We start from the raw sequence: 22,754 nt of genomic DNA on the forward strand, positions 1-22,754 counted from the left end.
TGTGTCACGTTCAGCGCGGATGACGGGCGCGGCGGCGCTCCCGGAGCAGCACCCGAGCGGTGGTCGACAGCGGAGGACGGGCGGGGGCGCGGAGCACGCCGGGGCCCTTGGCGGCGGCTGCCGTGGCCGTGAGCTGCTCGATCTCGATCATGGCGCGGAACAGCGGCCGGCCCTCGGGCGGCGCGAGGCCGACCAGGCTCCGGCTGGTGGACAGGGACTGGCGAGCCTGGCCGAGCAGGTGCGCCAGCAGGCTCCGGGTTCCGGCGGTGTCCCGGGCGTTCTCCAGGTCGACGCGGGTGACACCATGCGCGTCGAGCGTCTCCCGCACCAGATTCAGGCGCCCGTCGGCAAGGTCTTCGGACAGGTCGTTGACGAAGTCCAGGCGCTGACTGCCGTCGATGTACACGCGGCATGCCTCGCGGTAGCCCGCCGCGGTGTCCTCCGCCGCGGTGTCCTCCCCTGCGATCAGGCCCGCGATCAGCATGAACGCCGGTAGCGCATACGCGTCGACATAACGCTGGTAGTCCGCCTCGGTGGCGAATCCGGTGAACTCCAGCTCCAGTGGGGCCGCGTCGAGGAAGTCCTCGACCCGGTCGCGCAGCCCTGGGTGCGCGGAGACGGTGTGCAGCAGCGGCCGTACGGCGGCATGCTCGCTTCCGCCACCGGCCAGGCCCTCACGCACCTCCTTCACCCAATCCGCGAAGGCCCCGGCACGCTCCTCGGCGGGGCCGCTGTCGAGGAGTGTGTCGGTGCGATGCATGAAGGCGGTCGCCGCGATCAGATGCGGCAGCAACGGCGGGGGCAGCAGCAGGCGCGCGGCGAGGTAGGAGCTGCGCCGGTAGCCCGCCACCACTTTCCGCTGGTGCGTATAGTCCTCCCGCAGCCGGGGGTCACTGATCCCCGCGGCATCCAGCGCCCTGCCCCACAGGCTCATGCCCGACCCTCCCGCCCGCGTGCCGTCGTCCGCGGTAGAGGCTACCGTCGGCATGCCGCACCACCAGGCGGACACGGGGCACGCCTCGGTCTCCCCTGCCACGCCACTTCGATGCGCGCGCTAGCGGCGGCTGCGCACGAGCAGTTGGAGGAAGTACGGCGTGCCGATCACTGCGGTCATCAGGCCGGCACCGAGCTGGGCCGGGGCGATCACCGTGCGGCCCAGCAGGTCCGCGGGTGCACACGAGCGTGGCGCCGAGGAGGACCGCGACCGGGACCACCCGGGCGTGCTGTCGGCCCACCAGGGCCCGGGCCGCGTGTGGTGCCACGAGGCCCACGAAGCCGATCGTGCCCGCGGCTGCCACGGCGGTGGCGCTGAGCAGGACGCTCAGGGCGAGGAATCCCAGGCGTCCCCGTGCCGGCCGGAGTCCCAGGAGCCGGGGGGTGTCCTCGTCCAACGACACCAGGTCGAGCTCCGTGCGCCCCACCATCGCGACGAGCACACCCGCGGCGAGCACGGCCGCGAGAGGCGACACATCGGGCAGGGATCGCCCGTAGGTGGAGCCCCACAGCCAGGTGAGCGCCTTCGTCGCGTTGAACGGGTCGGTGAGGACGATGAGCAGGTTGATCAGCGCCGCGGTTCCGGTGGCGACGCCGAATCCGACGAGGACGAGCCGGTTCTGCTGGAACCCGCCTCTGGCGGCGAGCCCGAAGACGAGGACGGAACTGACCGCGGCGCCCGCGAACGCCGCCCCGGCCATCCCCCACGACCCGGCCACGGGCGCCGTTGTCACGAGGAGCACGGCGCCGAGCGCGGCCCCGCCGGAGACGCCCAGGACGGCGGGTTCGGCGAGCGGGTTGCGGGTCACGGCCTGGACGAGTGTTCCGGCCAGGGCGAGTGCCGCGCCCGCGAGGAGCGCCGCGAGCACCCTGGGGATCCGGGTGTCGAGGACGAAGGAGACGGTCCGGCCCGCCCTGCCCTGTGCCCAGTTCACCACGTCGCCGAGCAACAGCTTGCTGTCCCCCAGCAGCACGGCGGCGATCGTCACGCCGACGAGCACCGCCGCGAGCACGGCCGTGGTGGCCAGGAAGACGGCCCGGCTCCGGATGCGCAACCGGTCGGCAGGAGGCGCCCCGGCACCGTCCCGGACCCGGGTGGCCATCACGACCAGGAAGACGGCGCCGACCAGGCTGGTGGCAACACCCGTCGGTACGGCGACTCGGAGATCTCTTCAGCAGCTCCCACGAAACGAAGGTTGGCCTAACCTTATTTCGCCTGCGCTGGGGAGGGGGCGCCCGGCCGGCCGACGCGACGGTTACACGACCACCCGGACAAGGGACACGCCTTCGGTGCCGCCTTCACATGATCTTGCCTGGTGCCGCGGGCGCCAAGCGTGCCGCCGGCGGGAGCGGCGAGTGCTGCGGGGAGGCGCGGAATGCCTGGATGACGAGCGCGGCGAAGCGCCGGGAAGCCGCGACCCGGGTGGCCTTCGATGTGGTGTGGATACCCCTGTTGGCCATGAGCATGAGAACCAGGTCGTCCAGGACGAAGTCGGGGCGCAGATGGCCGGCGTCCTTGGCGCGGTGGGCCAGTTCGGCGATCGACCTCAGCGCGTACGCACGCTCCGCGGCGATGTCCATCGCGTCGGGGAAGGTCGACATGAAGGCTTCGGTGAAGCCTCGGCTGCGGGCGTGCAGCTCACAGGTCTTCTCGATCACGAGACAGAAGCCACGCCATGGATCCGGCTCGGCGAGCCCCTCGTCGACGAAGACGTGGCATGCGCGCATCTCGTCCACGAAGGCTTCGGTGGCCAGCATCTGCTTGGTCGGGAAACGGCGGTACAGGGTGGCGGGGCCGACCCCGGCCTGCCGGGCGATCTCGCGCATCGGCACGTTCAGACCTTCGGTGGCGAACAGCGCGCGGGCCGCGTCGAGGATGCGTTCGCGGTTGTCCAGGGCGTCGGAGCGCAGGGTGTGAGGCAAACGGTCGGTCACCGCTCTCACTTTAGCCAAACGGACGGGGGCGTCCGTTAGCGTCCGAAGGCATGGAGGCACGGCGCTTCTCCGGGTGCGGCCCCTCGGCGCCGGGACCGGGGCCGACCGGTCTCAGCCGGTCCCCATCGATCCCGGCCGCCCCTCCCCAGGACAAAGGAGACGACATTGAAGGCAGTCGCGATCCAGGCGTTCGGACGCCCCGAAGGTCTGGCACTCATCGACCTCCCTGCCCCCACTCCCGCCGAGGGACAGGTACTCATCGCCAATGAGGCGATCGGCGTCGGCGGCGTCGACGTCGTGATCCGACGCGGTGTTCTCGCCACCTACGGCTTCAAGGAGGGCCATATCCCCGGCAGCGAGGTAGCGGGCATCGTGACCGCGGTCGGCGACGGCGTCGACACGTCATGGGTCGGTCAGCTCGTATGGGCGTTCACCGGCGTGCGTGGCGGCTACGTGGAACAGGCGATTGCCTCGGTCGAGGAGATCCTGCCCCTCCCCGCGAACCTGTCGCCGGTCGACGCGGTGACGCTCGGAAGCTCCGGAATGGTGGCCCACTTCGCCCTTGCTCATGCCCACTTCGCGCCTGGCGAGTCCCTGCTGGTGCGCGGTGCGGCCGGCAGCATCGGGATCATGACGGTCCAGCTCGCGGCTCGTGCCGGTGCCGGCGCGGTGGCGGTCACGACCTCGTCGGCCGAGCGTGGTGACCGCCTGCGCAAGCTGGGCGCGACCCATGTGCTGGACCGCTCCGGCGAGGGAGCCGAGGACGCTCCCGAGGGCTACGACGTCATCATCGACATCGTCGCCGGTGCGGATATGCCGTCCTTCTTCGCCAAGCTCAACCCGAACGGTCGCATGGTGGCCGTTGGCATGGTCGGGGGCCAGCCGCCGGCGGACTTCGGCATGACGATGATGGCGGCGTTCAAGAAGTCGATGTCCTTCGCCACCTTCAGCGCCGACACCGTGGCCGAAGCCGATCGACGTGCGGTGCGGACCGAGCAGTTCGCTGCCGCGAGCCGCGGCGAGCTGCCCATGGTGGTGCACGAGGTGCTGCCGCTCGAGGAAGCCGTGCTGGCACACCAGAAAATGGACGCCGGCGAGGTGTTCGGCAGGATCGTGCTGACACCGTGATCGTGGCGGCCGTGGGGCCGTGACAGGGTACGTACCCCGGGGAAGCTCCCCGGCTCGGTGCAGGGAGGGCGCGTGGATTCCGTGAGCGGGCAGGGCGACGGCGGCACGTGGCCCACGGGGCTGGATGAGGCGATACGCGCCACCGCGGCCGACATCGCCACAACGCTGCGCGGCGCACCCGACACCGGGGCTCCGGTGCCCGGGTCACGGTGGACGGTCGGGGAGGCGGCGGCGCATCTGGCGCAGGCCAACGAGCTGATGGCGCACCTCGCGGACGGGAAGACACGCAGCTACGGGGACGGCACGCCGCACGGGCTGGCCGAGGCCAACCAGCTCGCGCTCGCCGCGTTCGCCGAGCGCCGGGCCGAGCCGCTGGCCGCCATGATCGTGGAGCAGGCCGACGCCTTCCTCCGGTCGGCGGCCCGGCCCGCGTCACACGGCGAACTGGTCACACCGATGGGCCCGATGAGCCCGGACGTACTGGGGTCGTATCTGCTGACCCATATGCTCGGCCACGGCTATGACCTCGCCCGTGCGCTGGGCCGCCCGCATATGCTCAACCGGGCCCGGGTCGAGCTGACCCTGCCGTTCCTGATCACGGCCATGCCACGGGTGGTCGACACCACGGCCACCGCCGGGCTCACCGCCCGCTTCACCATCCGCCTCAGGGGTGGCGCCCGCTTCGGCGCCACCTTCACCGACGGGGCTGTCACCGTCACCCCGCACCCGCCGAGCCGCCCGGACTGCACCATCCTCACCGAGCCCGTCGCCTTCCTTCTGATGGCGCTGGGCCGCCTCGGTCCGTGGGGCGCCGCCGCCAGGGGCCACGTCCTCGCCTGGGGCCGTAAGCCCTGGCTCGCCCCACGGTTCCCCACGCTCTTCGCCGCGCCCTGATCCGGCCAGGGAGTGGACCGGATCAGAGCGGACCGGATCAGAGCGGACTGGATCGGAGCGGTTCGGGTGGCCTGCCGCGGATGCCCCGTGGCTCAGGTGGCGCAGGCCGGATGGCCCCAGCCGTCGGCGTTCTTCATGATCGTCTCACCCTTGGCGTAGGGCGTGCCGCAGCGGCACCGGCCGGGGAACTTCGCCTTGATGGACGCCTTGGAGCGGGTGCCTGTCCCCCGCTGTGCCGCCGTCGTGCGCGGTCGCGCCGTGCCACCGCGGCCCGCTGAGCGTGTCGCCGTCTGGGCCTCGGGCGGTGGCAGGGCGGACCCGAGCGAGGTGCCCGCGGGCTCCTGGGTGCGGGCGGTGTGGCTGGCCGCCTGGTCGGCTGCCGCGTTGAACGGGTCCCCGTCGACCTGGTGCGCCGGAACATAGACGAATTCCACCTTGCGGCCACCCAGAAGCTCGTCGATACGCATCACGAGCTCGCGGTTGGCCACCGGGGATCCCGAGGCGGTCTTCCACCCCTTCTTCCGCCACCCGGGCAGCCATGTGGTGACCGCCTTCATCGCGTACTGCGAGTCCATGCGCACCTCCAGCGGCACGGCCGCGTCGGTGAACTCCAACAGCCTCTGCAGTGCGGTGAGTTCGGCCACGTTGTTGGTCGCGGTGCCAAGCGGCCCGGCCTCCCAGCGCTCCAGCGCACCGTCGGTGCCCGCGATAACCCATGCCCAGGCCGCGGGCCCGGGGTTTCCCTTCGATGCCCCGTCACACGCGGCGATGATCTGTTCAGCCATACGTCGATACTGCCAGCACTCCGCATCCGGCACGGCGGAGACCTGGTCATCGGCGGTCTGCCGTCCGTGCCGATGGCGGGCCAAGCCGCCCACTCCCACTCCTCACGCGAGTCCTCGGACGAGCCGCGGTCGACGGCGGCCGGCCCTTCCCTTGACCACGGGGCGTTCATCAGATCCGCGCCGAACGGGCACACTATGTACACGTGTTCGGGCTTCGCGCATGGGAATCTCCCAGAGCTTGTGCCTTGAACATCCGTACTCGCGGCGCCGGTTGGCGGTCCGGGTACATCTAAGAGAGGACACCCCCCACATCATGTCCACTCATCGCCCGCGCCGATCACGGCGCCTCCCTCTGCTGGCCGTAGTGGCCGTGGCCGGTATCGCCGCCCCTTCGGTCGCCGCCGCCGACACACCGGCCGCGACCGACACCAACCGGCCCACGGCCGTGCAGGCGCTGGACGACTACTACCAGGACGCGATGGGCAAGAACGGCCCGGAGCTGAAGGCCGCGCTGCACACGATCATCAGCGACCAGACCAAGGTGTCCTACGACGAGGTCTGGGACGCGCTGCAGTCCACGGACGAGGACCCGGACAACCCGTCGAACGTCATACTCCTCTACAGCGGCCGCTCCCAGGCCAAGGACGCGAACGGCGGCAACCCAGACGACTGGAACCGCGAGCACGTCTGGGCGAAGTCGCACGGCGACTTCGGCACGGCCACCGGGCCCGGCACCGACCTGCACCACCTGCGCCCCGAAAACGTCACGGTGAACAGCATCCGCGGCAACAAGGACTTCGACAACGGCGGCCAGGACGTGCCCGACGCCCCCGGCAACCGCACCGACGACGACTCCTTCGAACCCCGTGACCAGGTCAAGGGCGATGTCGCCCGGATGATCCTCTACATGGCCGTCCGCTACGACGGAGACGACGGCTTCGCCGACCTCGAGCCCAACGACAACGTCGACAACGGCTCCGCGCCCCATATCGGCCGCCTGTCCGTACTGAAGGAGTGGAGCGCCGAGGACCCGCCCGACGCCTTCGAGAAGAACCGCAACCAGGTCATCTACGACAGCTTCCAGCACAACCGGAACCCGTTCATCGACCACCCCGAATGGGTCGACTCCATCTGGAAGTAACCCGCGGCTCCGCCGACGCCCCCGCCCCGGCGCATGTGCCGGGGCGGGGGCGTCGGCCGTGGCTCTCGTGGTAGGCAGTCCCCGTGCGTATTCTCTTGCCGCTGCCCGACCGGGACTTCGACGTCACCGAGGTGGCCGTGCCCTGGAAGCTCCTGACCGACCTCGGCCATGAGGTGGTGATCGCCACCGAACATGGCGACGGCCCGCCGGCCGCCGATCCGCTGCTGATCACCGGAGTGCTCTTCGGGCAACTCGGCGCGGAGCCCGAGCCCAAGGAGTTCTACCAGCAGCTCACCGAGGCGACCGCCTTCCGCCGCCCCCTCGCATGGGCGGACCTCAAGCCCGAGGTGTACGACGGGCTGATCCTGCCCGGCGGCCACGCCCCGGGGATGCGCCAGTACCTCGGCTCCGATGTCCTGCGCGAGAAGATCGCGGAATTCTGGCGGCTGGACCGCCCGGTCGGCGCCATCTGCCACGGCGTCCTCACCCTGGCCCGCACCAGCGACCCGGCCACCGGCCGCAGCCTCCTCGCCGACCGGCGCACCACCTGCCTGCCCGCGTACATGGAGCGGACCGCCTACTACCTCACGGCCTGGCGCCGCGGCCGCTACTACCGCACCTATCCGGCCTACGTCCAGGACGAGGTCGTCGCCGCCCTGAACGACCCCGCCCAGTTCGAACGCGGACCCGTCGAGCTACGGCGCCGCGGCACGGCCACCGACGACACCCCCGCCTTCGTCGTCCAGGACAGCCGATACCTTTCCGCCCGCTGGCCCGGCGACGCCTACCTCTTCGCGCGGCGCTTCGCCGAGATGCTCACCTGAACGACCGGAGAGCAGGAAGTTGGTCAGGCCGCGCGTGCCGATTCACACGTCGGCCGGGGTGGCCACCCCGGCCACCCTGGCCGTCCACCCGGGCTCAGACTCAACAGCCCTTAGTCATCAACACACTTGGGGTACTTCGAGCCCCGGTTGCAGTCGTGGTAGTCGTACTTGCTGACCCGGAACTTCTTCTCATCGCCGCCCTTGGCCGGATCGACGACCAAGTAGAACTTCTTCCCGTCCTTGACCTTGTCCGAGACTGTCCCATCAGGACCCCGGTCAAAGTCCTGCGCGCACCCGGCGAGTGTGAGTGCTGAACATGCCAGGAGGGCAAGGGCAAGGCGACGCATGTCGTGCTCCGATCAACGTGAGGATTGCGAGATAGTCTAGGGGCCTCCGGATCATGCGCAGGCCAAGGGTGTCATTCACTCGTACTCATGGAAACGCTCGGTGTGCGGCGGCGAGGGAAACGGCAGAAAAACACGCAACAAAGGTCGTCCGGAATGCCATACAGTGACGTCCGGGCCGTGACTGGCGCCGAGGTGGAGCACCACCGGGGAGCGGTCTGACGATCGGGTCGATGCCGTGCGCCTGGGCGAGTGGTCGGTAACGCCTGGGAGGCGACCTTGTCCTCGACACAGACGGCCCAGCTCATGGACGGCGCCGGCCTTGCCCGGCGCATCGTGGCTGAAGCGGCGGGCCAGGCTTCGGAGATCGCGCGGCGTACGGGAATCACCCCTTGTCTGGCAACGGTGTTGGTGGGTGAGGATCCGGCCTCGGCCACGTATGTCCGTATGAAGCGCGCCCGTTGCGCGAAGGCGGGGCGTCACCATGAGCTGCTTCGGGGCCATGAGTCTCGGGCTGCCGGGTTTCGTCTCGTGCACTCCTGGCGGGATCATGCGCCTCCTGGACGAGTACCGCGTCGAGCTCGCGGGCCGACGCGCTGTCGTGGTGGGCCGTAGCCCGATCCTGGGCCAGCCCGTGGGGATGCTCTTGCTGGGCCGGGACGCGACGGTGACGTATTGCCACTCCAGGACCGCCGATCCGCATGCGGTGCACCGAGAAGCGGATGTGGTCGTGGCGGCGGTGGGCCGGCCCCGGCTCATCCATGGCGAGGACATCAAGCCGGGTGCTGTGGTGATCGACGCGGATACAACCCCGGCAATATTGGCGACGTCGACTTCGTTTCCGCAGGTGAGCGTGTACGGCTGATCACCCCGGTGCCGGGCGGGGTGGGGCCCATGACCATCGCCGTCCTGCTGGCGCAGACCGTGGACGCTGCCCGGCAGCAGACGGTCCTGGCCGACACACGCGCCGCACGGGTGTAGCCCCGGCGGGGCGCCCTTTCGGGCGCGCCACCGGTGGCCGACTCCCCCCGTGGCTAGGGACGGATATAGGGCCGGGTGATGATCTCCATGTTGTGGCCATCGGGATCGTCGAAGTACGCGCCACGGCCGCCGAAGAGACGGTTGATCCGGCCGGGGTCGGTGTGGCCGGGGTCGGCGTAGTAGGTGACGCCGACCGCTTCCAGGCGGGCGATCATGGCGTCGAACTGCTCGTCGGGCACGAGGAACGCGTAGTGCTGCGGCTGTATGGGCTCGTCGCGCTTCTCGTAGTAGTCGAGCGTTACGCCGTTGCCGAGGTCGATGGGCAGAAACGGGCCGAACGGGGCGCCGACCTCCACCCCCAGAATCGCGGCGATGAACTCGGCGGACAGCTGCCGGTCGTAGGCGTAGACGGCGGTGTGATTCAACTGGACGACGGTGGCCTGGGGCTCGGAGCCGTGTTGGGGCTGCGTTGGGTGGGGCATCTGTGGTGTGTCTCCGTATCGTGGAATCCGCTGGAACAGGCGCCACGTACGGGCGCCGGGGGGAATGACACGGAGGAAAGGGCGGGCCTCTGGCCCGCCTCGGGCTCACGCCGAGGCCGGGCGCCTCACTCGTGCGTGGCCCATGGCCGACCCGGCAGTCACCTTGCCGACTCTAGCAGCGCCCGCCCGTCCTGCCCCAGGGGCAGTTGGCGGTGGCGCAGGGCCGTGACACGGGGCGCGGGCACTCGTTGAGCCGAGCGTATGTCCGAACGCCACGCTGTCCGCCCCCGCATGCCACCCCGCCCGCATCGCTCGCCCCCGGCCGCGTCGCCCCTCGTGTCGACGGTCCGCTAGCCTCCGATTTCGATTCCGTGGACCACACGGGACTCGGGGACTCGGGGGATGAGCGAGGAATGGCCCATGGGTGATGAGCAGCGGGTACGGCAGGACGGGGAGCGGTGGGCGGCCGTGGAGGAGCGCGTCCGGCGGGGTTGGGGGCTCCAACTGCCGGAGTCCTTCCTGCGGTTCTTTGTCTTCCTCCAGGGGCTTGGCGTGGCCGAGCGGCGGGTGCTCGCGGACATGGACGTGGCGCCGGTCGGTATCTCCGATCTGTTCGACGACCCCGGGCTGTCAGCCCGGCCGGGGATCGACGCGCGGGCGCACGGACGCTATTACCGCGATCCGCCGGAGTTCCTGACCTTTCTGCACGGCGGGTCGGACGGGCTGCACTACGGACTGTGGTCCGACGACGGATCGACCTGCGACACGGTCGCCTCCTACTACACCCATGACGGCGGCGACATCGATACCAGCGCGCAGACGCCGCTGGAGGCGATACGTGTGCTGATCGAACGCCACTGGCGCGACCTCGCCGACGACGACGGGGACGCGGACCAAATGGCCGCTCGGCGGCACGGGCTGGAGCTGTTGCGCGAGGCGCTCACCAGGCTGGAGACCGGCGACCGCGATGAGACCGGCGCCTTGTATGTGCGCGCCTACGACGCCGTGGCCGCGCCCGCCGACCCCGCGCGGGTCGCCACCGTGGATGGTGCCGGTGCGCTCGTGACCGGTGAGACCTCACCGGAGCGGCCGGTGCACCGCGGGCCCGGTGCCCACCGGTTCGCCCAGACCCTGTATCCCCTGCTCGACGACCCCGCGGGCGTAGCCAGGCTCGCGGAGGACGCCCGGCGGCGCCTCGCGCACGGGGATCCGGCACAAGCGCTGGCGCTGGGCCGTGATCTGCACTGGGCGTCGGCCGGTGACCCCGCCAGGGAGGCGCTGGCGAATGAGCTGCTCGTCGGCGCCTACCAGGCGCTGGGCCGATCTTCCCTCGCCGGGATCGCCCAAGCCCATCACGACCACCGCGACCGGCCCAACGTCATCGTCCTCGGCCCTCGCTAGCACCGGCCCACGCAGGCCTCTCCCCCGCGTCCACGGGGCCGGGAGCGCCATGTCCGATTTCCGCCAGCGCGCTTCCCCTGCCAGGGCGCACAGTGGAGGTGTGATGAGCGACGACAGCAGGTACGAGGCGGTGTGCAGCCGCGACGCACGGTTCGACGGCGAGTTCTTCTTCGGTGTCGCCACGACGGGGATCTACTGTCGGCCGAGCTGCCCCGCGACCACGCCCCGGCGCAAGAACGTCCGGTTCTTCCCGACCTCGGCCGCCGCGCAGGGCGCGGGGTTCCGGGCCTGCCGCCGCTGCCGGCCGGACGCCGTGCCCGGCTCCGCCGACTGGAACGCGCGGGCGGACGCCGTCGGCCGCGCCATGCGGATGATCGGGGACGGAGTGGTGGACCGGGAGGGAGTGGCCGGGCTCGCCGCGCGGCTCGGCTACAGCGCCCGGCAGGTGCAGCGGCAACTGACCGCCGAGCTCGGCGCCGGGCCGGTCGCGCTCGCCCGCGCGCAGCGCGCCCACACCGCGCGGATCCTGCTGCAGACCACCGCCCTGCGGGCCTCGGAGATCGCGTTCGCGGCCGGGTTCTCCAGCGTCCGGCAGTTCAATGACACGCTCCGCGAGATATACGCCGCCACCCCCACCGAGCTGCGTGCCGCCCGGCCCGCGAAGTCCTCCCTGTCCGGGCCCGCGGTGGCCACCGGCGGGGTGCTGGGGACGAACGGCGGGACGGCCGGGGTGCCGCTGCGGCTCGCCTACCGCGGCCCGTACGACACCACGCAGGTCTTCGACTATCTCGCCCGGCGCGCCCTCACCGGCCTGGAGGAGATGGTGGGCACCCCAGGCGTCCGGACCTACCGCCGCACCCTGCGGCTGCCGCACGCCTGCGCCATCGTCGAGATCGACGAACGGCCCGGTGACGGCTGGCTGGAGTGCCGGCTGCGCCTGACCGAGCTGCGCGATCTGACCACCGCCATCCAGCGGATTCGGCGCCTGTTCGACCTGGACGCCGATCCGTACGCGGTCGCCGAGCGCCTCGGCGCCAACGCCGCGCTCGCGCCCCTGGTGGGCGCACGGCCGGGACTGCGTTCCCCGGGCACCGCCGACCCCCATGAACTCGCCGTGCGCGCCGTGCTCGGCCAGCAGGTCTCGGTGGCCGCCGGGCGCGTGCTGGGCGATGCGCTGGTCGCCGCGTACGGGAAACCGCTGGCGCGGCCCGACGGCGGGCTCACGCATCTCTTCCCGCGCGCGGAGGACCTGGCCGAGGCACCGCTCGCGGAGCTCGGCATGCCGGAGAGCCGACGCGCCACGCTGCGCACGCTCGCCACCGCGCTCGCGGACGGCACGGTGCGGCTGGACGCCGGCGCCGACCGCGACCGGACCGAGAAGGAACTCCTGGGGCTGCGTGGCATCGGTCCCTGGACGGCCGGCTACGTCCGGATGCGGGCACTGAGCGACCCCGATGTGCTGTTGGAGTCGGATGTCGCCGTACTGGCCGGGGCCCGCGGCGCCGGGGCGCATCTGGAGGACTCCGAGGGCTGGCGGCCCTGGCGCTCGTACGCCATGCACCACCTGTGGAACGCCCCGCGGGCCCGGCGCGAGTGAGCGCCCCCCGAGCGGAACCGCGCCCACCAAGTCGTCGGTGCGTCGGTGTGGGTGGTGGTGGCGGCGGTGACGCGTGCGCGGGGCAGGACGGGGGCACCGCAGCGCGCCGCGCCATCCGCCGCCCCGGTGCGGGGCCTCAGCCCACCGCCAGGTCGCGGACCCTGCGCAGCCCGGCGGTGACATCGGCGAGGGTCGCGCAGTCTCCCACCGCCGCCCCCGCGGGCAGGACGAGGTCCGTCGGGGGACGGCGGGCGGCGACGGCGTCGGCCAGGTCGGACAGCGCGGCCCGCAGCCGGGCCGCGAGGGCGGGCTCGGGCTGCGGGGCGCCCTGATCGAGCCGTACGCCGCAGGCCGTGGCCGCGTCCACGATCTCCTCCAGTGCGAAGACCACCGGCGCCCATGCCGCCAGGTCCCGGCCGAACGGCGGGTGTTCGGCGCTTGCCACCTCCACCGCGCGGCGGGCGTCGGCGAGGGCGCGGTATGCCTCGCGGCGCAGCCGCAGCCGGGTGGCATACGGCGCTTCGGCGGTCAGCACCCGGTCCAGGTGGTCGCGGGTGGCGCGGACGGCGAGCGACAGCCGCACCGACACCTGGGCGCGCGGGCCGCCGAGCCCGGGCAGCGCCCCGGCGGCCAGCACCACACCGCAGGCCAGCAGCGTGTCGGTGAGCCGGGTGAACCCGGGGTCGGTGTCGCCGCCTAGGTAGACGAGGGACAGCAGCAGCGGTGTGAGCACGGCGGTCTGCAGGGCGAAGTGGCGTACGGAGACGGGGATCAGCGCGGAGCAGACCGCCGCGACGACGACCGGCCAGATGGCGGGGGCGCCCGCATCGAGGGTGGCGCCCGCATCCGGGCTGAACAGCGTGGCGAGCCCACCGAAGACGGCCACGCCCACGGCGGTGCCGAGGGCTCGGGAGAGGGCCCGGGAGACCAGCGGGCCCATGTCGGGCTTGACCAGGAAGGCGGCGGTGGCGGGGAGCCAGTACCAGTGCTCGCCCGGCAGTTGCTGGGCGAGCACGGTGCTGACGCCCACGCACAGCGCCACCCGGGCGGCGTACTCCCGGCCCGCCGGGCCGAGCGCGCGGCGCAGCCGCTGCCGGTGGCCGGGGACGACCGCGCCGACGGGGGGCGCCGGTTCGCCGTCGAAGACCCGGGCGGCGAGCAGCACGGCCCGGTGCATGGCCATGTTGCCCGCGGTGTCGGGTACGGGGGCGGGCAGCCGGCCCGGTGGCAGTCCGGTCCGCACCGAGCGGGCCAGTTGGGCTGGGGTGCGCGCGATGCGGTCGGGTACCGGTTCGCTCTCCCACAGGAGGGTCAGCACGCCCTCGCTGAGTGCTCCGGCCACCGCCAGCCGGTCGCGCAGCCGCCGCTCCTCCTCGTCGAGGCGGTGGAAGGGGAGCCGGTGGGCGTAGAGGGCTTCGTACGCGGCGTCGTAGGCGGCGGTCAGCCGGCGCCGGGCGGCCTGGCCGCCGTCGGTGCCGACCGCCGTCATCAGGTCGGCCAGGGCGTCGTATACGGCGGCCACCGTTTCCCGTTGATCGGAGGGCGCGGTCTGGCGTGCGGGGATGACGCGTGGCAGCAGCGCGGCCATCGCGATCACCCATACGGCGCCGATGAGCAGCAGGCCCGCCTTGACCGGCGGGGGCACCGGGACGGGCATGCCCGCGCCGACCACGGCGAGCACCATCAGTTGCACCCCGGCGGCGGAGCTGACCGGCCCGATGGCGCTGATCGCGCCGGAGACCAGTCCGACCGCGGCGAGTGCGAGCGCGATCCATATCCCGAGGCCCAGCGTGCCCAGCCAGGCCCCGGTCAGCAGGCCGACGGTCCCGGCGAGGGCGGGCAGGCCGATGCGCACCGTCCGGGTGGCGCGGGTGGCCGGGCGGTCGTTGATATGGGCGAACATCGCCCCCAGCCCGGCAAGCATCCCGAAGGGCAAATGTCCCGACGCCACGCCGACGGCCACCACCGGTCCCACGCCGAGGGCTCCGCGGACCACCGCCGCCCAGGGTATGGGGGCCCGCAGCGCCCGCGCCCCGCGCAGGGGGTGCGTCAGCCAGTCGGGCGGTGTGGGCCGCGTGCGCAAGGATCCTCCGTGAGGTGGAAATCGTGGACCTCTTCGAACCGTACGTGAGCTATGCGGAACTTTCGTAACCTGCGTATTTCCGCCATGTGAGGCGCTGATGCCCCACCTCGCTCCACGGCGGTCCGCGACCCGGATACCCGGGTGTGACCTGGTGATTTGGACAGCGCCCCCGGTCCGGCCGGACGGCCTGCCCGGGGTGCACATGCCAGGCTCATATGTCTCGCTGCGTGGCCAGCTTCTTGCGGAGCGTGTTGTGCTGGGTACGCAGGAGAACTAGCCTCCCTTCCGCCCGTTACCGAACATTCGTCTGGTAACCGCCTTCCGTTGATCCCCCAGTGCCGGAGAACGCCATGCAGGTGACCTTGCATCAGGACAAATGCGTCGCCTCGGGGCAGTGCGTACTCGCCGCCCAGGACGTGTTCGACCAGCGGGACCAGGACGGTGTCGCCGTCCTCCTCGACGAGCGCCCACCGGCGGAACTGCACGACGACGTGCGTCAAGCGGCCGCCGTCTGCCCCGCCCTGGCCATCGCCCTGGCCGACGCGTGAACACACCGGGGAACGTCGTGGTCGTGGGCGCCTCGGTCGCGGGGCTCACCGCGGCCGTCACGCTGCGCACCCTGGGATACGACGGAAGGCTCACCCTGATCGGCGACGAGCCCCACACCCCCTACAACCGGCCACCTTTGTCCAAGCAGATCCTGGCGGGCACCTGGGAGCCGGACCGGATCAAGCTGCGCACCGACGAGGAGCTGTCCGACCTCGACGCACGACTGCTGTTCGGCAAGTCCGCCACCGGTCTGGACACCGCCGCCCGCCGGGTGGTGCTGGAGGGCGGCGACAGCGTCTCCTACGACGCCCTGGTCATCGCCACCGGGGTGACCCCCAACAGCCTGCCCGGCGCCCACCATCTGGCCGGGGTGCATCTGCTGCGCACCCTCGACGACGCCCTCGCGCTGCGCGCCGATCTGCGCCACAAGCCCGATGTGAAGGTGGCGGTGGTCGGCGCGGGTTTCCTCGGCTCGGAGGCCGCGGCGGCGGCCCGCAGGATGCGGTTGGACGTCACCATGATCGACCCCCGGCCGGTGCCGATGCGGCGGCAGTTCGGCGACCGGATCGCCGGTCTCGTCGGGCGGCTGCACACGAAGAACGGCGTGTCCATGCGCTGCGGCACCGGGGTGCGGCGGTTCTTCGAGTCCGGCGGCCGGGTGACCGGGCTGGAGCTGACCGACGGCACGCTGCTCGACGCCGATGTCGTGGTGGTCGCCATCGGCGCCGCCCCGGCGGTCGGCTGGCTGGCCGGATCCGGACTGGAGCTGCGCAACGGTATCGAATGCGATCCCACCTGCCGTGCCGCGCCCGGTGTCTACGCGGCCGGTGATGTCGCCTCGTGGCACAACGACCACTTCGGCTGCCGGATGCGGCTGGAACACCGGCTGAACGCGACGGAACAGGCCCAGGCCGTGGCCCGCAATGTGCTCGGCGCGGGCCAACCGTTCGCCCCCGTGCCGTACTTCTGGACCGACCAGTACGACGCCCATATCCAGGCGTACGGCATATTCCCCGCGGAGGCCGAACTCGCCGTGCTCCACGGCGAGCTCGAAGGCGGCCACTTCGTCGTGGCCTATGGACACCGGGGCCGGGTGGTCGGGGTGCTCGGCTGGAACAGCCCGTGCGAGCTGCGCAAACTGCGTCAACTCGTGGTCGACCGGGCACCATGGACATCGATCGTGCCCACACAGTCGGCGGTGTGGCCCGGCCGACACCTCTCGGCCAGTCTCCGGTGACCGCGACGTCAATTTCCGGCCATGCGCTCTCGCGACCCTGGCGGGGTGCTGCGTCGTGTTCTCGTCCAAGGTGTCGCCGTCGCTCCGGGTCACTGCCGGCTTCTCGGCCTCGCTGGGTCAGTGGCCCTGGCGGCGGGCGGGGCGGCGGCCGGAGCGCTGCCGGTGGGGGATGCCCTCACCCCTGACTCCGGGAGAGAGGCGCTCGGGCTGATCAGCACCTATTTCGGGCTGGTGCTGCTGGTCGCGGCGTGGTGGCTGCTGGGGCGCGAGGTGCGCGGACCGCGGCCGCCCGGCCCCCGCTCCCTGCTGCTCACGCTCACCGTCTGGGCGGCTCCGCTGCTGCCCGGGCCGCCGCTGTTCAGCCGGGATGTGTACAGCTATCTCGCCCAGGGCGCCATGGTGCACGCCCGCATCGATGTCTACACCCACGGCCCCATACGCCTCGGCGGGCCGCTGGCGGAACAGGTGGCGCCGGTGTGGCAGCACACCCCGACGCCGTACGGCCCGGTCTCGCTGGCCTTCGAATCCGCCGTCGCCCACGCCTCGCGCACCGAGCCGTCCCTCGGGGTGATCGGGCTGCGGCTGATCGCGCTGCTCGGTGTGGCGGTGATGGTTCTGGCGCTGCCCATCCTGGCCCGCCGCTGCGGCACCGACCCGAGCGCCGCCCTGTGGCTGGGGGGGCTCAACCCGCTCCTGCTGCTGCATCTGGTGGGCGGGGCGCACAATGATGCCGTGATGCTCGGGCTGCTCGGGGCCGGGTTGGTGGCCGCGACGGGCCGATGGCCGGCCTGTGGCGCGGTGCTGGTCACGCTTGCCGCCCTGGTCAAGGCTCCGGCCGCGCTGGGGCTGCTGGCGGTGGCCACGCTGTGGGCGCGCCGGCTGGAGGGCCGCAGGCGCCGCGTCGGCGCCGTGGCGGCCACCGGGGCGCTGGCCCTGGCCACCACCGGAGTGGCGACGGCCGTCACCGGCACCGGCTACGGCTGGATCTCGGCGCTCACCACCCCGGCCTCACCGGACAACTGGGCGCTCACCAGCACCCTCGGCCGCGCCACCGGCGCCATGCTGGAGGCCGTCGGCAGCGGTCTGGCTCCGCTGGCCGCCCCCGCGTGGCACGGTCTGGGGCTGCTGGCCACCGCCGTGGCCATAGGGGTCGCCTGGCTGCGTCCACCCCGCCCCCGGCCCGTGTACGCGCTGGGGCTGAGCCTGATAGCGGTGGCCGTGCTGGGCCCGGCGATCCGGCCCTGGTACGTGCTGTGGGGGCTGTTCGTGATCGCGGCGGCCGGGCCGGGCGGAACGGTGCGCAAGGCGGTGGTGGCCGGGAGCGGGGTGCTCACGCTGGCCGTACTGCCCAACGGGTTCGCACCGGATTCGCGGCAACTGACATTCGCCGTGTGCGGAGGTGTGCTGGCGGTGTGCGCGCTGTGGTGCGCCCGGCACGCACCGGGGTTCGCCACCGGCACTCCGCTCTCCGCCGTCCACGGCGGCCACCGATCGGAGCGTTCGGCATGACGGGGCCCACCACACCTCGCGGACGGCTGGTACTGGCGCTCGCCCTCACCGTGGCGGTGGGGCTCTTCCTGGCCTTCGTCCCGCTGCACCGGGACTGGTTCGACCTGAACGTCTACTACGGCGCCGTGGGCCACTGGCTGCGGGACGGCCGGATCTACGACTTCACCATCCCCGGCGCGGACGGGGCCGACTACGGCTTCACCTATCCGCCCTTCGCCGCGCTGTGCATGCTGCCGATGGCCCTGTTCGACTGGCCGGCCGCGATCACCCTGAGCATGGTGCTCAATGTGGCCGCCTCGGCCACCCTGCTGACCTGGCTGATCGGGCCGATCGTCCGCCGGCACGGCTGGAACAAGTGGTTCGCCTTCGTGGTGGCGGCCTGTCTGTTCGCGCTGCTGGAGCCGGTGCGGGACACCTTCAGCTTCGGGCAGGTCAATCTGCTGCTGCTGGTGCTGGTGTTCTTCGACGCCTGGCTGCTGTCCACGGGGCGTGGCCGGTTCGCCGGCTGCGGTATCGGGCTCGCCGCCGCCATCAAGCTCACTCCGGCGATCTTCATCGGCTATCTGCTGATCACCCGGCGGTGGCGCGCCGCCGCGACGGCCACGGCCACCGCCGCGGCGGCCACTCTGCTCGCCCTGGCGGTCGCGCCGGGGGCCTCCCGGGTCTACTGGACCGAGGCGCTGTGGGACACCAAGCGGATCGGTGTACTCAGTTACGTCTCCAACCAGTCGTGGGAAGGGGTGCTGGCCCGGCTGGTCGACCCGGTGCCGCCGAGCGGGGTGGTGTGGGGGCTCGGGGTACTCGCCGTGCTGGCCGTCTGGGCGTACCGGGTGCGCCGCGCGGCGGCCGCCGGGGACGAGCGGGCCGGATTCGCGCTGACCGGGGTCGCCGCCTGTCTGGTCAGCCCGATCACCTGGGTGCACCATCTGGTGTGGCTGATTCCGGCCCTGGCGGTGCTCGTCGACAGCGGGCTGCGGCCGGACGCGCCGCCGGCCCGGCGCAGGCTGCTGCTCCGGGTCTGTGCGGTGGTGTACGTGCTCCTCTGCAGCAGCGTGGTGTGGCTGTGGCGGTTCGACTCCACCGGGGTGGACGGCTTCCTCGGCAGCAACGCCTATGTGTGGATCTGCCTCGGCCTGCTGATCGCGCTCCCGCTGCGCGGCGCGCGTTCCGCGAACATGCTGGGCCAAGAGCCATATCCGGCACGTATCCCATGACCAGAGGAGTGTCCGGACCGATGCCTGACGTGATGCCGTGCCCCACGGGGCAGCCGCTGGACCAGCCCGTGGAGCGGCCCAAGGAGCGGGCGGGGCGCTGGGCCCTGCTCCGGCGGCTTCCGCTGCGCCAGATCCTGTGCCTGCTGCCGCTGCTCGTCGTCGGTTACTGGGTGGTCCAGCACCGGTCGCTGATCGGCTCCGGCGCCCGTCAGATGTTCACCGCCAATCCGTACTGGCTGCTGACGGCGGTGGCCACGACCGGGCTCGGCTGGGTGGCGGTGTCGTTCGCCCGGCAGGGCACGGTGCTGGAGCGGCTGCCGGCCAGGCGGCTGTTCGCCACCCAGTTCGCCGCGGGGGCGGCCAATCATCTGCTGCCGTCGGGGATCGGCGCGAGCGCGGTGAACATCCGGTTCATGACCGGCTGCGGGCTGCCGCCCGCCCGTTCCTCGGCAGCGCTCGCCCTGTACTTCCTGGCGGAGGCCACGACCCGGGTGGGGCTGCTGGTGGTGCTGCTTCTGGTGTTTCCCCAGGCGCTGCGGCTGGGCCCGCTGCTCCCGGAGTCGGTGAGCGCGATGGTGGTGGCCGGCGCGGTGGTGGCGGCCGGGGCGCTGGTGGCCGGCGTGGCGCTGATCCGTCCGGTGCGCCGGATCGTGGTGAGGTTTCTCCGCACCGCGATGGCCGACGCCCGGTCGCTGCACATGCGGCCGTCCAGGGCGCTGGCGCTGTGGGGTGGTTCGCTGGCGTTTCCCCTGCTGCAGGCGGCGGGGCTGGTGGCGGTCGCCCTGGCGCTGGAGCTCGAGGTGCGGCCGGCGCATGTGATGCTCGCGTATCTGGCCGCCACGGCGGTGGCCGCCGTCGTCCCCTCCCCCGGTGGTATCGGCTCGGTCGACGCGGCGCTGGTCATCGCGCTGGTCGCGGCGGGGGCGCCGGTCGAGGCGGCCACGTCCACGGTGCTGGCATACCGCTTCATCACGGTGTGGCTGCCGCTGATCCCCGGGGCGCTGGTGCTGGGCGGGCTGGTGCGCTCGAAGATCGTCTGACCCGGCGGGGTCAGGACCGGCGCAGGGTGAGGACGTCGTCGGGCCGGACGTCGATATGCGAGCCGAGGCCGGACCCGGCCCGGTCGAGGGTCGCGCCCAGCCATGCGGCGTCCTCGTGGCCGGTGTACTCCAGCCGCATCCGCCGTGACCGCAGGGGCACCATGCGCAGGCTCATCAGGCGGCCGGTGTCCGGGTCCACCGCGGGGAAGTAGAGCAGCCTCAGATCGTCGCGGTACCGCTCGTAGCCGCCGATGCCCTCGTAGTCGTCGACCACGTCGCCGCAGCCGTAGAGGATCAGCTTGCCGCGGTACACCTCCAGTGGGCGGGGGTGGTGGGAGGAGTGGCCGTGGACGAGGTCGACGCCGCCGTCGATCAGGGCGTGGGCGAAGTGGATCTGGTCCGGTGAGACGCCGTATCCCCAGTTGCCGCCCCAGTGGACCGAGGCGACGGCGATATCGCCGGGGTGGCTGAGCTGCCGTACGCGGTCGGTGATCGCGGCCGCGCGGGCGTCGGAGAGATCGGGCAGGAAGTCGACCCCGGGCCGGTCCTCGGCCGCGGCCCACCGGCCCGGAATGCCGCTGGAGGCCGCGCCGAACGAGAACACCAGCACCCGGCGGTGGTCACCGGCCGGGACGACGGCGGGGCGCCGCGCGGCCGCCGCGTCACGGCCCGCTCCGGCCACCCGGAGTCCGGCGGCGGCCAGGGTGTCGAGTGTCTCCTCCAGCCCGCGCCGGCCGCCGTCGAGCACATGGTTGTTGGCCAGGACGCAGACGTCGGGCCGGACCGCGGTCAGGCAGGGGAGGTTGTCCGGGCTCATCCGGTAGTGGACGTCCTTCCCCGGGGCGAACTCATCGCTGCGGGTCACGCTCGTCTCCAGGTTGAGCACCCGCACATCGGGCACCGCCTCGTCCAGTACCGCCAGCGCGTCGCCCCAGGGCCAGGAGAAGTCGACGGGGCGCGGGATCGGGCCGTTCGCCTCCTCGGCCAGCTCGACGTAGGCCCGGGAGTCGCGGATGAAGGGTTCGTGGAGCTCCGGGTCGCCGGGGTGCGGCAGGATCTGGTCCACACCGCGGGCGAGCATCACATCGCCGCAGAGGAACAGCGTTACCGCCGTGCCACGCATATCTCAACGATCGCATAGCCCGCCATGAGTGACCGTGGCCACCGCGGGGACCCGGGGTGCGGACGCGCAGGGAGGTACGGCGGATGAACAGAGCGGAGACGAGTGAGAGCCCGCTGCGGCCCCGGGACCTGGAGGAGGCCGCAGACCGGCTGTCGGAGCAGGCGGACCGGCTGCGGTCGCAGCTCGCCCGGACGGAGGAGGCCGCGTCCGCGTTGCGCGCGGACTGCGATCTCGACGCGGGGGACACGGGTGCGAAGGCCATGACGCTCCGGGAGCTGCGCACGCGCGCGGAGGCGGACGAGGCCCTGCTGGAGCGGACCGCCGCGGCGCTCGACCGGCTGCGCGCCGGATCCTTCGGGATCTGCACGCGATGCGGCCTGCCTCAGGGCCGGGAGCGGTCGCTGGCGCTGCCCCACGCGGAGCTGTGCGTCGTATGCGCCGAGGAGCGGGAGGCGGGACCGGGCGGATGAGGCGCGCACCGCTCACGGTGTCCCCGCTCACAGCCTCCCCGCTCACCGCGGCTGGGCACGGGGCGGTGGTCGCCGGGGCAGTGGCCGCCACCGGGAGCGCGGTCGCCGGGGGCGTGGGCGCTACGCGCCACGCGCGCCGACCTCCTCGCCCAGGCGGGCGCAGGTGCGGCTGATGAGCCGGGAGACATGCATCTGGGAGATGCCGAGCCGGTCGGCGATCCGGCTCTGGGTCTCGTCGCAGAAGAACCGCAGGTAGAGGATCTCCCGTTCGCGCTCGGGGAGCCTGCGCAGACAGGGCTTGAGGGATTCGCGCTGGACCACCCGCTCGTAGGAAGACTCGGTGGAGCCGAGGGTGTCCACCAGCGCGTAGCCGTCGTCCGCGCCGCGCAGTGCGGCGTCCAGCGACAGCGTACGGAAGCTCTCGAGCGCCTCCATGCCGACGAGGACGTCCTCCTCGGCCATGCCGGTGTGCCGGGCGATGTCCCTGACGCTGGGCGAACGGTCGTCCGGTGAACGGGTCAGCTCCTGGACGGCGGTACGGACCCGGTTGCGCAGCTCCTGGACCCGGCGCGGCACGTGCAGGCCCCACATATGGTCGCGGAAGTGCCGCTTGACCTCGCCGACGACGGTCGGGACGGCGTAGCTCTCGAAGGCCGAACCCCGGTCCGGCTCATAGCGCTTGACCGCCTTGACCAGGCCGACCATGGCCACCTGCCGCAGATCCTCGGGCGTTTCACCGCGGTTGCGGTACTGCGAGGCGATGCGCTCGGCCATCGGCATCCAGGCCCGGACGACTTCCTCCCGCAGGGCCTCCTTCTCCGAGCCGTCCGGCAGTTCGGCGATCCGGTGGAACGCGCTGGAGGTGTCGGGGGCGTCGTCGTGCGTGTGCTTGGGGTGTGCTCGGGGATGTGCTTGTACGGCCGTCATGAGCCGGTGCCTCCCTTGGCTGTTGTCGGTGTCACCACAGGAGGACATTCCAGACAACTCGGGCGACCGTGAACACGCCTTACCCAGCCGGGCTGTT

At 72.2% G+C, this 22,754-nt stretch carries 19 protein-coding genes, 2 pseudogenes and 1 riboswitch; of the genes and pseudogenes, 13 read left to right on the top strand and 8 right to left on the bottom strand.

Annotated elements, in window-relative coordinates:
- Positions 1-10: 10 nt before the first annotated feature.
- The 3 genes and pseudogenes from CGL27_RS03285 to CGL27_RS03295 form a co-directional block, all read right to left on the bottom strand.
- Positions 11-934, bottom strand: coding sequence for a squalene/phytoene synthase family protein (locus CGL27_RS03285; RefSeq protein ID WP_119984370.1), 924 nt, complete (start codon positions 932-934; stop codon positions 11-13).
- Positions 935-1,054: 120 nt separating this feature from the next.
- Positions 1,055-2,153 (bottom strand): annotated as a pseudogene (locus CGL27_RS03290) (iron chelate uptake ABC transporter family permease subunit); the annotation flags it as partial.
- A gap of 139 nt (positions 2,154-2,292) precedes the next feature.
- Entirely contained in the window at positions 2,293-2,928 is a 636-nt protein-coding gene (locus tag CGL27_RS03295) for a TetR/AcrR family transcriptional regulator (RefSeq protein WP_205587610.1), read from the bottom strand.
- 165 nt (positions 2,929-3,093) lie between these two features.
- On the opposite strand from CGL27_RS03295, the gene CGL27_RS03300 reads away from it, so the two are divergent.
- Both CGL27_RS03300 and CGL27_RS03305 read left to right on the top strand, forming a co-directional pair.
- Positions 3,094-4,056 (top strand): zinc-dependent alcohol dehydrogenase family protein, encoded by a 963-nt coding sequence (locus tag CGL27_RS03300; RefSeq protein ID WP_119984374.1) that lies wholly within the window; start codon positions 3,094-3,096, stop codon positions 4,054-4,056.
- Between the two features lie 72 nt (positions 4,057-4,128).
- Positions 4,129-4,950: a maleylpyruvate isomerase family mycothiol-dependent enzyme gene (locus CGL27_RS03305; protein WP_119984376.1), complete on the top strand. Its 822-nt coding sequence runs from the start codon at positions 4,129-4,131 to the stop codon at positions 4,948-4,950.
- 92 nt (positions 4,951-5,042) lie between these two features.
- Here the strand turns inward: CGL27_RS03305 and CGL27_RS03310 are convergent, their stop codons facing one another.
- Entirely contained in the window at positions 5,043-5,735 is a 693-nt protein-coding gene (locus CGL27_RS03310; protein ID WP_119994222.1) for a ribonuclease H, read from the bottom strand.
- Between the two features lie 313 nt (positions 5,736-6,048).
- On the opposite strand from CGL27_RS03310, the gene CGL27_RS03315 reads away from it, so the two are divergent.
- From CGL27_RS03315 to CGL27_RS03330, 3 genes and pseudogenes are all read left to right on the top strand, one after another.
- Positions 6,049-6,876: an endonuclease gene (locus CGL27_RS03315; protein WP_119984378.1), complete on the top strand. Its 828-nt coding sequence runs from the start codon at positions 6,049-6,051 to the stop codon at positions 6,874-6,876.
- A gap of 83 nt (positions 6,877-6,959) precedes the next feature.
- Positions 6,960-7,700, top strand: coding sequence for a type 1 glutamine amidotransferase domain-containing protein (locus CGL27_RS03320; protein WP_119984380.1), 741 nt, complete (start codon positions 6,960-6,962; stop codon positions 7,698-7,700).
- A gap of 514 nt (positions 7,701-8,214) precedes the next feature.
- Positions 8,215-8,301: riboswitch (ZMP/ZTP riboswitch) on the top strand.
- Between the two features lie 49 nt (positions 8,302-8,350).
- A pseudogene (locus tag CGL27_RS03330) lies at positions 8,351-9,025 on the top strand (bifunctional 5,10-methylenetetrahydrofolate dehydrogenase/5,10-methenyltetrahydrofolate cyclohydrolase).
- A gap of 53 nt (positions 9,026-9,078) precedes the next feature.
- On the opposite strand, the gene CGL27_RS03335 reads toward CGL27_RS03330, so the two are convergent.
- On the bottom strand, positions 9,079-9,507 hold the full coding sequence (locus CGL27_RS03335) for a VOC family protein (RefSeq protein ID WP_119984382.1): 429 nt from the start codon (positions 9,505-9,507) through the stop codon (positions 9,079-9,081).
- Between the two features lie 420 nt (positions 9,508-9,927).
- Here CGL27_RS03335 and CGL27_RS03340 point away from each other — a divergent pair, with 420 nt between their 5' ends.
- Positions 9,928-10,908, top strand: a complete 981-nt coding sequence (locus tag CGL27_RS03340) for an ADP-ribosylation family protein (protein WP_162952860.1) — start codon at positions 9,928-9,930, stop codon at positions 10,906-10,908.
- 103 nt (positions 10,909-11,011) lie between these two features.
- The gene (locus tag CGL27_RS03345; RefSeq protein ID WP_119984386.1) at positions 11,012-12,505 is read left to right on the top strand and encodes a DNA-3-methyladenine glycosylase 2 family protein; all 1,494 of its coding nucleotides are present in this window, start codon (positions 11,012-11,014) and stop codon (positions 12,503-12,505) included.
- 136 nt (positions 12,506-12,641) lie between these two features.
- Here the strand turns inward: CGL27_RS03345 and CGL27_RS03350 are convergent, their stop codons facing one another.
- Positions 12,642-14,588 carry an FUSC family protein gene (locus CGL27_RS03350; protein ID WP_119984387.1) on the bottom strand — a complete coding sequence of 649 codons (1,947 nt, stop codon included), beginning with the start codon at positions 14,586-14,588 and terminating at the stop codon, positions 12,642-12,644.
- A gap of 350 nt (positions 14,589-14,938) precedes the next feature.
- Between CGL27_RS03350 and CGL27_RS03355 the strand changes: the two genes are divergently transcribed.
- Genes CGL27_RS03355 through CGL27_RS03375 form a run of 5 tightly spaced genes read left to right on the top strand, consistent with a single transcriptional unit; the run spans position 14,939 to position 20,137 of the window.
- Positions 14,939-15,136: a ferredoxin gene (locus CGL27_RS03355; protein WP_078638382.1), complete on the top strand. Its 198-nt coding sequence runs from the start codon at positions 14,939-14,941 to the stop codon at positions 15,134-15,136.
- Positions 15,133-16,374 (top strand): FAD-dependent oxidoreductase, encoded by a 1,242-nt coding sequence (locus CGL27_RS03360; protein ID WP_205587611.1) that lies wholly within the window; start codon positions 15,133-15,135, stop codon positions 16,372-16,374. Before CGL27_RS03355 ends, CGL27_RS03360 begins: the two co-directional genes overlap by 4 nt.
- A gap of 48 nt (positions 16,375-16,422) precedes the next feature.
- Positions 16,423-17,883 (top strand): polyprenol phosphomannose-dependent alpha 1,6 mannosyltransferase MptB, encoded by a 1,461-nt coding sequence (gene mptB, locus CGL27_RS03365; protein ID WP_276147924.1) that lies wholly within the window; start codon positions 16,423-16,425, stop codon positions 17,881-17,883.
- A complete protein-coding gene (locus CGL27_RS03370) occupies positions 17,880-19,097 on the top strand; it encodes a glycosyltransferase 87 family protein (protein WP_119984392.1) in 1,218 nt (405 codons plus the stop codon). The genes mptB and CGL27_RS03370 overlap by 4 nt, the downstream gene beginning before the upstream one ends.
- A 20-nt stretch (positions 19,098-19,117) precedes the next feature.
- Positions 19,118-20,137 (top strand): lysylphosphatidylglycerol synthase transmembrane domain-containing protein, encoded by a 1,020-nt coding sequence (locus tag CGL27_RS03375; protein WP_240450335.1) that lies wholly within the window; start codon positions 19,118-19,120, stop codon positions 20,135-20,137.
- A gap of 10 nt (positions 20,138-20,147) precedes the next feature.
- Here CGL27_RS03375 and CGL27_RS03380 read toward each other — a convergent pair whose 3' ends face one another.
- Positions 20,148-21,260, bottom strand: coding sequence for a CapA family protein (locus CGL27_RS03380; protein ID WP_119984394.1), 1,113 nt, complete (start codon positions 21,258-21,260; stop codon positions 20,148-20,150).
- Between the two features lie 83 nt (positions 21,261-21,343).
- On the opposite strand from CGL27_RS03380, the gene CGL27_RS03385 reads away from it, so the two are divergent.
- Complete coding sequence (locus CGL27_RS03385) at positions 21,344-21,730, top strand: TraR/DksA C4-type zinc finger protein (RefSeq protein WP_078638387.1); 387 nt, start codon at positions 21,344-21,346, stop codon at positions 21,728-21,730.
- A gap of 120 nt (positions 21,731-21,850) precedes the next feature.
- Here CGL27_RS03385 and CGL27_RS03390 read toward each other — a convergent pair whose 3' ends face one another.
- Complete coding sequence (locus CGL27_RS03390) at positions 21,851-22,657, bottom strand: SigB/SigF/SigG family RNA polymerase sigma factor (protein WP_119984395.1); 807 nt, start codon at positions 22,655-22,657, stop codon at positions 21,851-21,853.
- Positions 22,658-22,754: the final 97 nt, after the last annotated feature.

Source organism: Streptomyces sp. 11-1-2 (genome assembly GCF_003595545.1).
In the GTDB taxonomy this organism is placed as follows: domain Bacteria; phylum Actinomycetota; class Actinomycetes; order Streptomycetales; family Streptomycetaceae; genus Streptomyces; species Streptomyces hygroscopicus_B.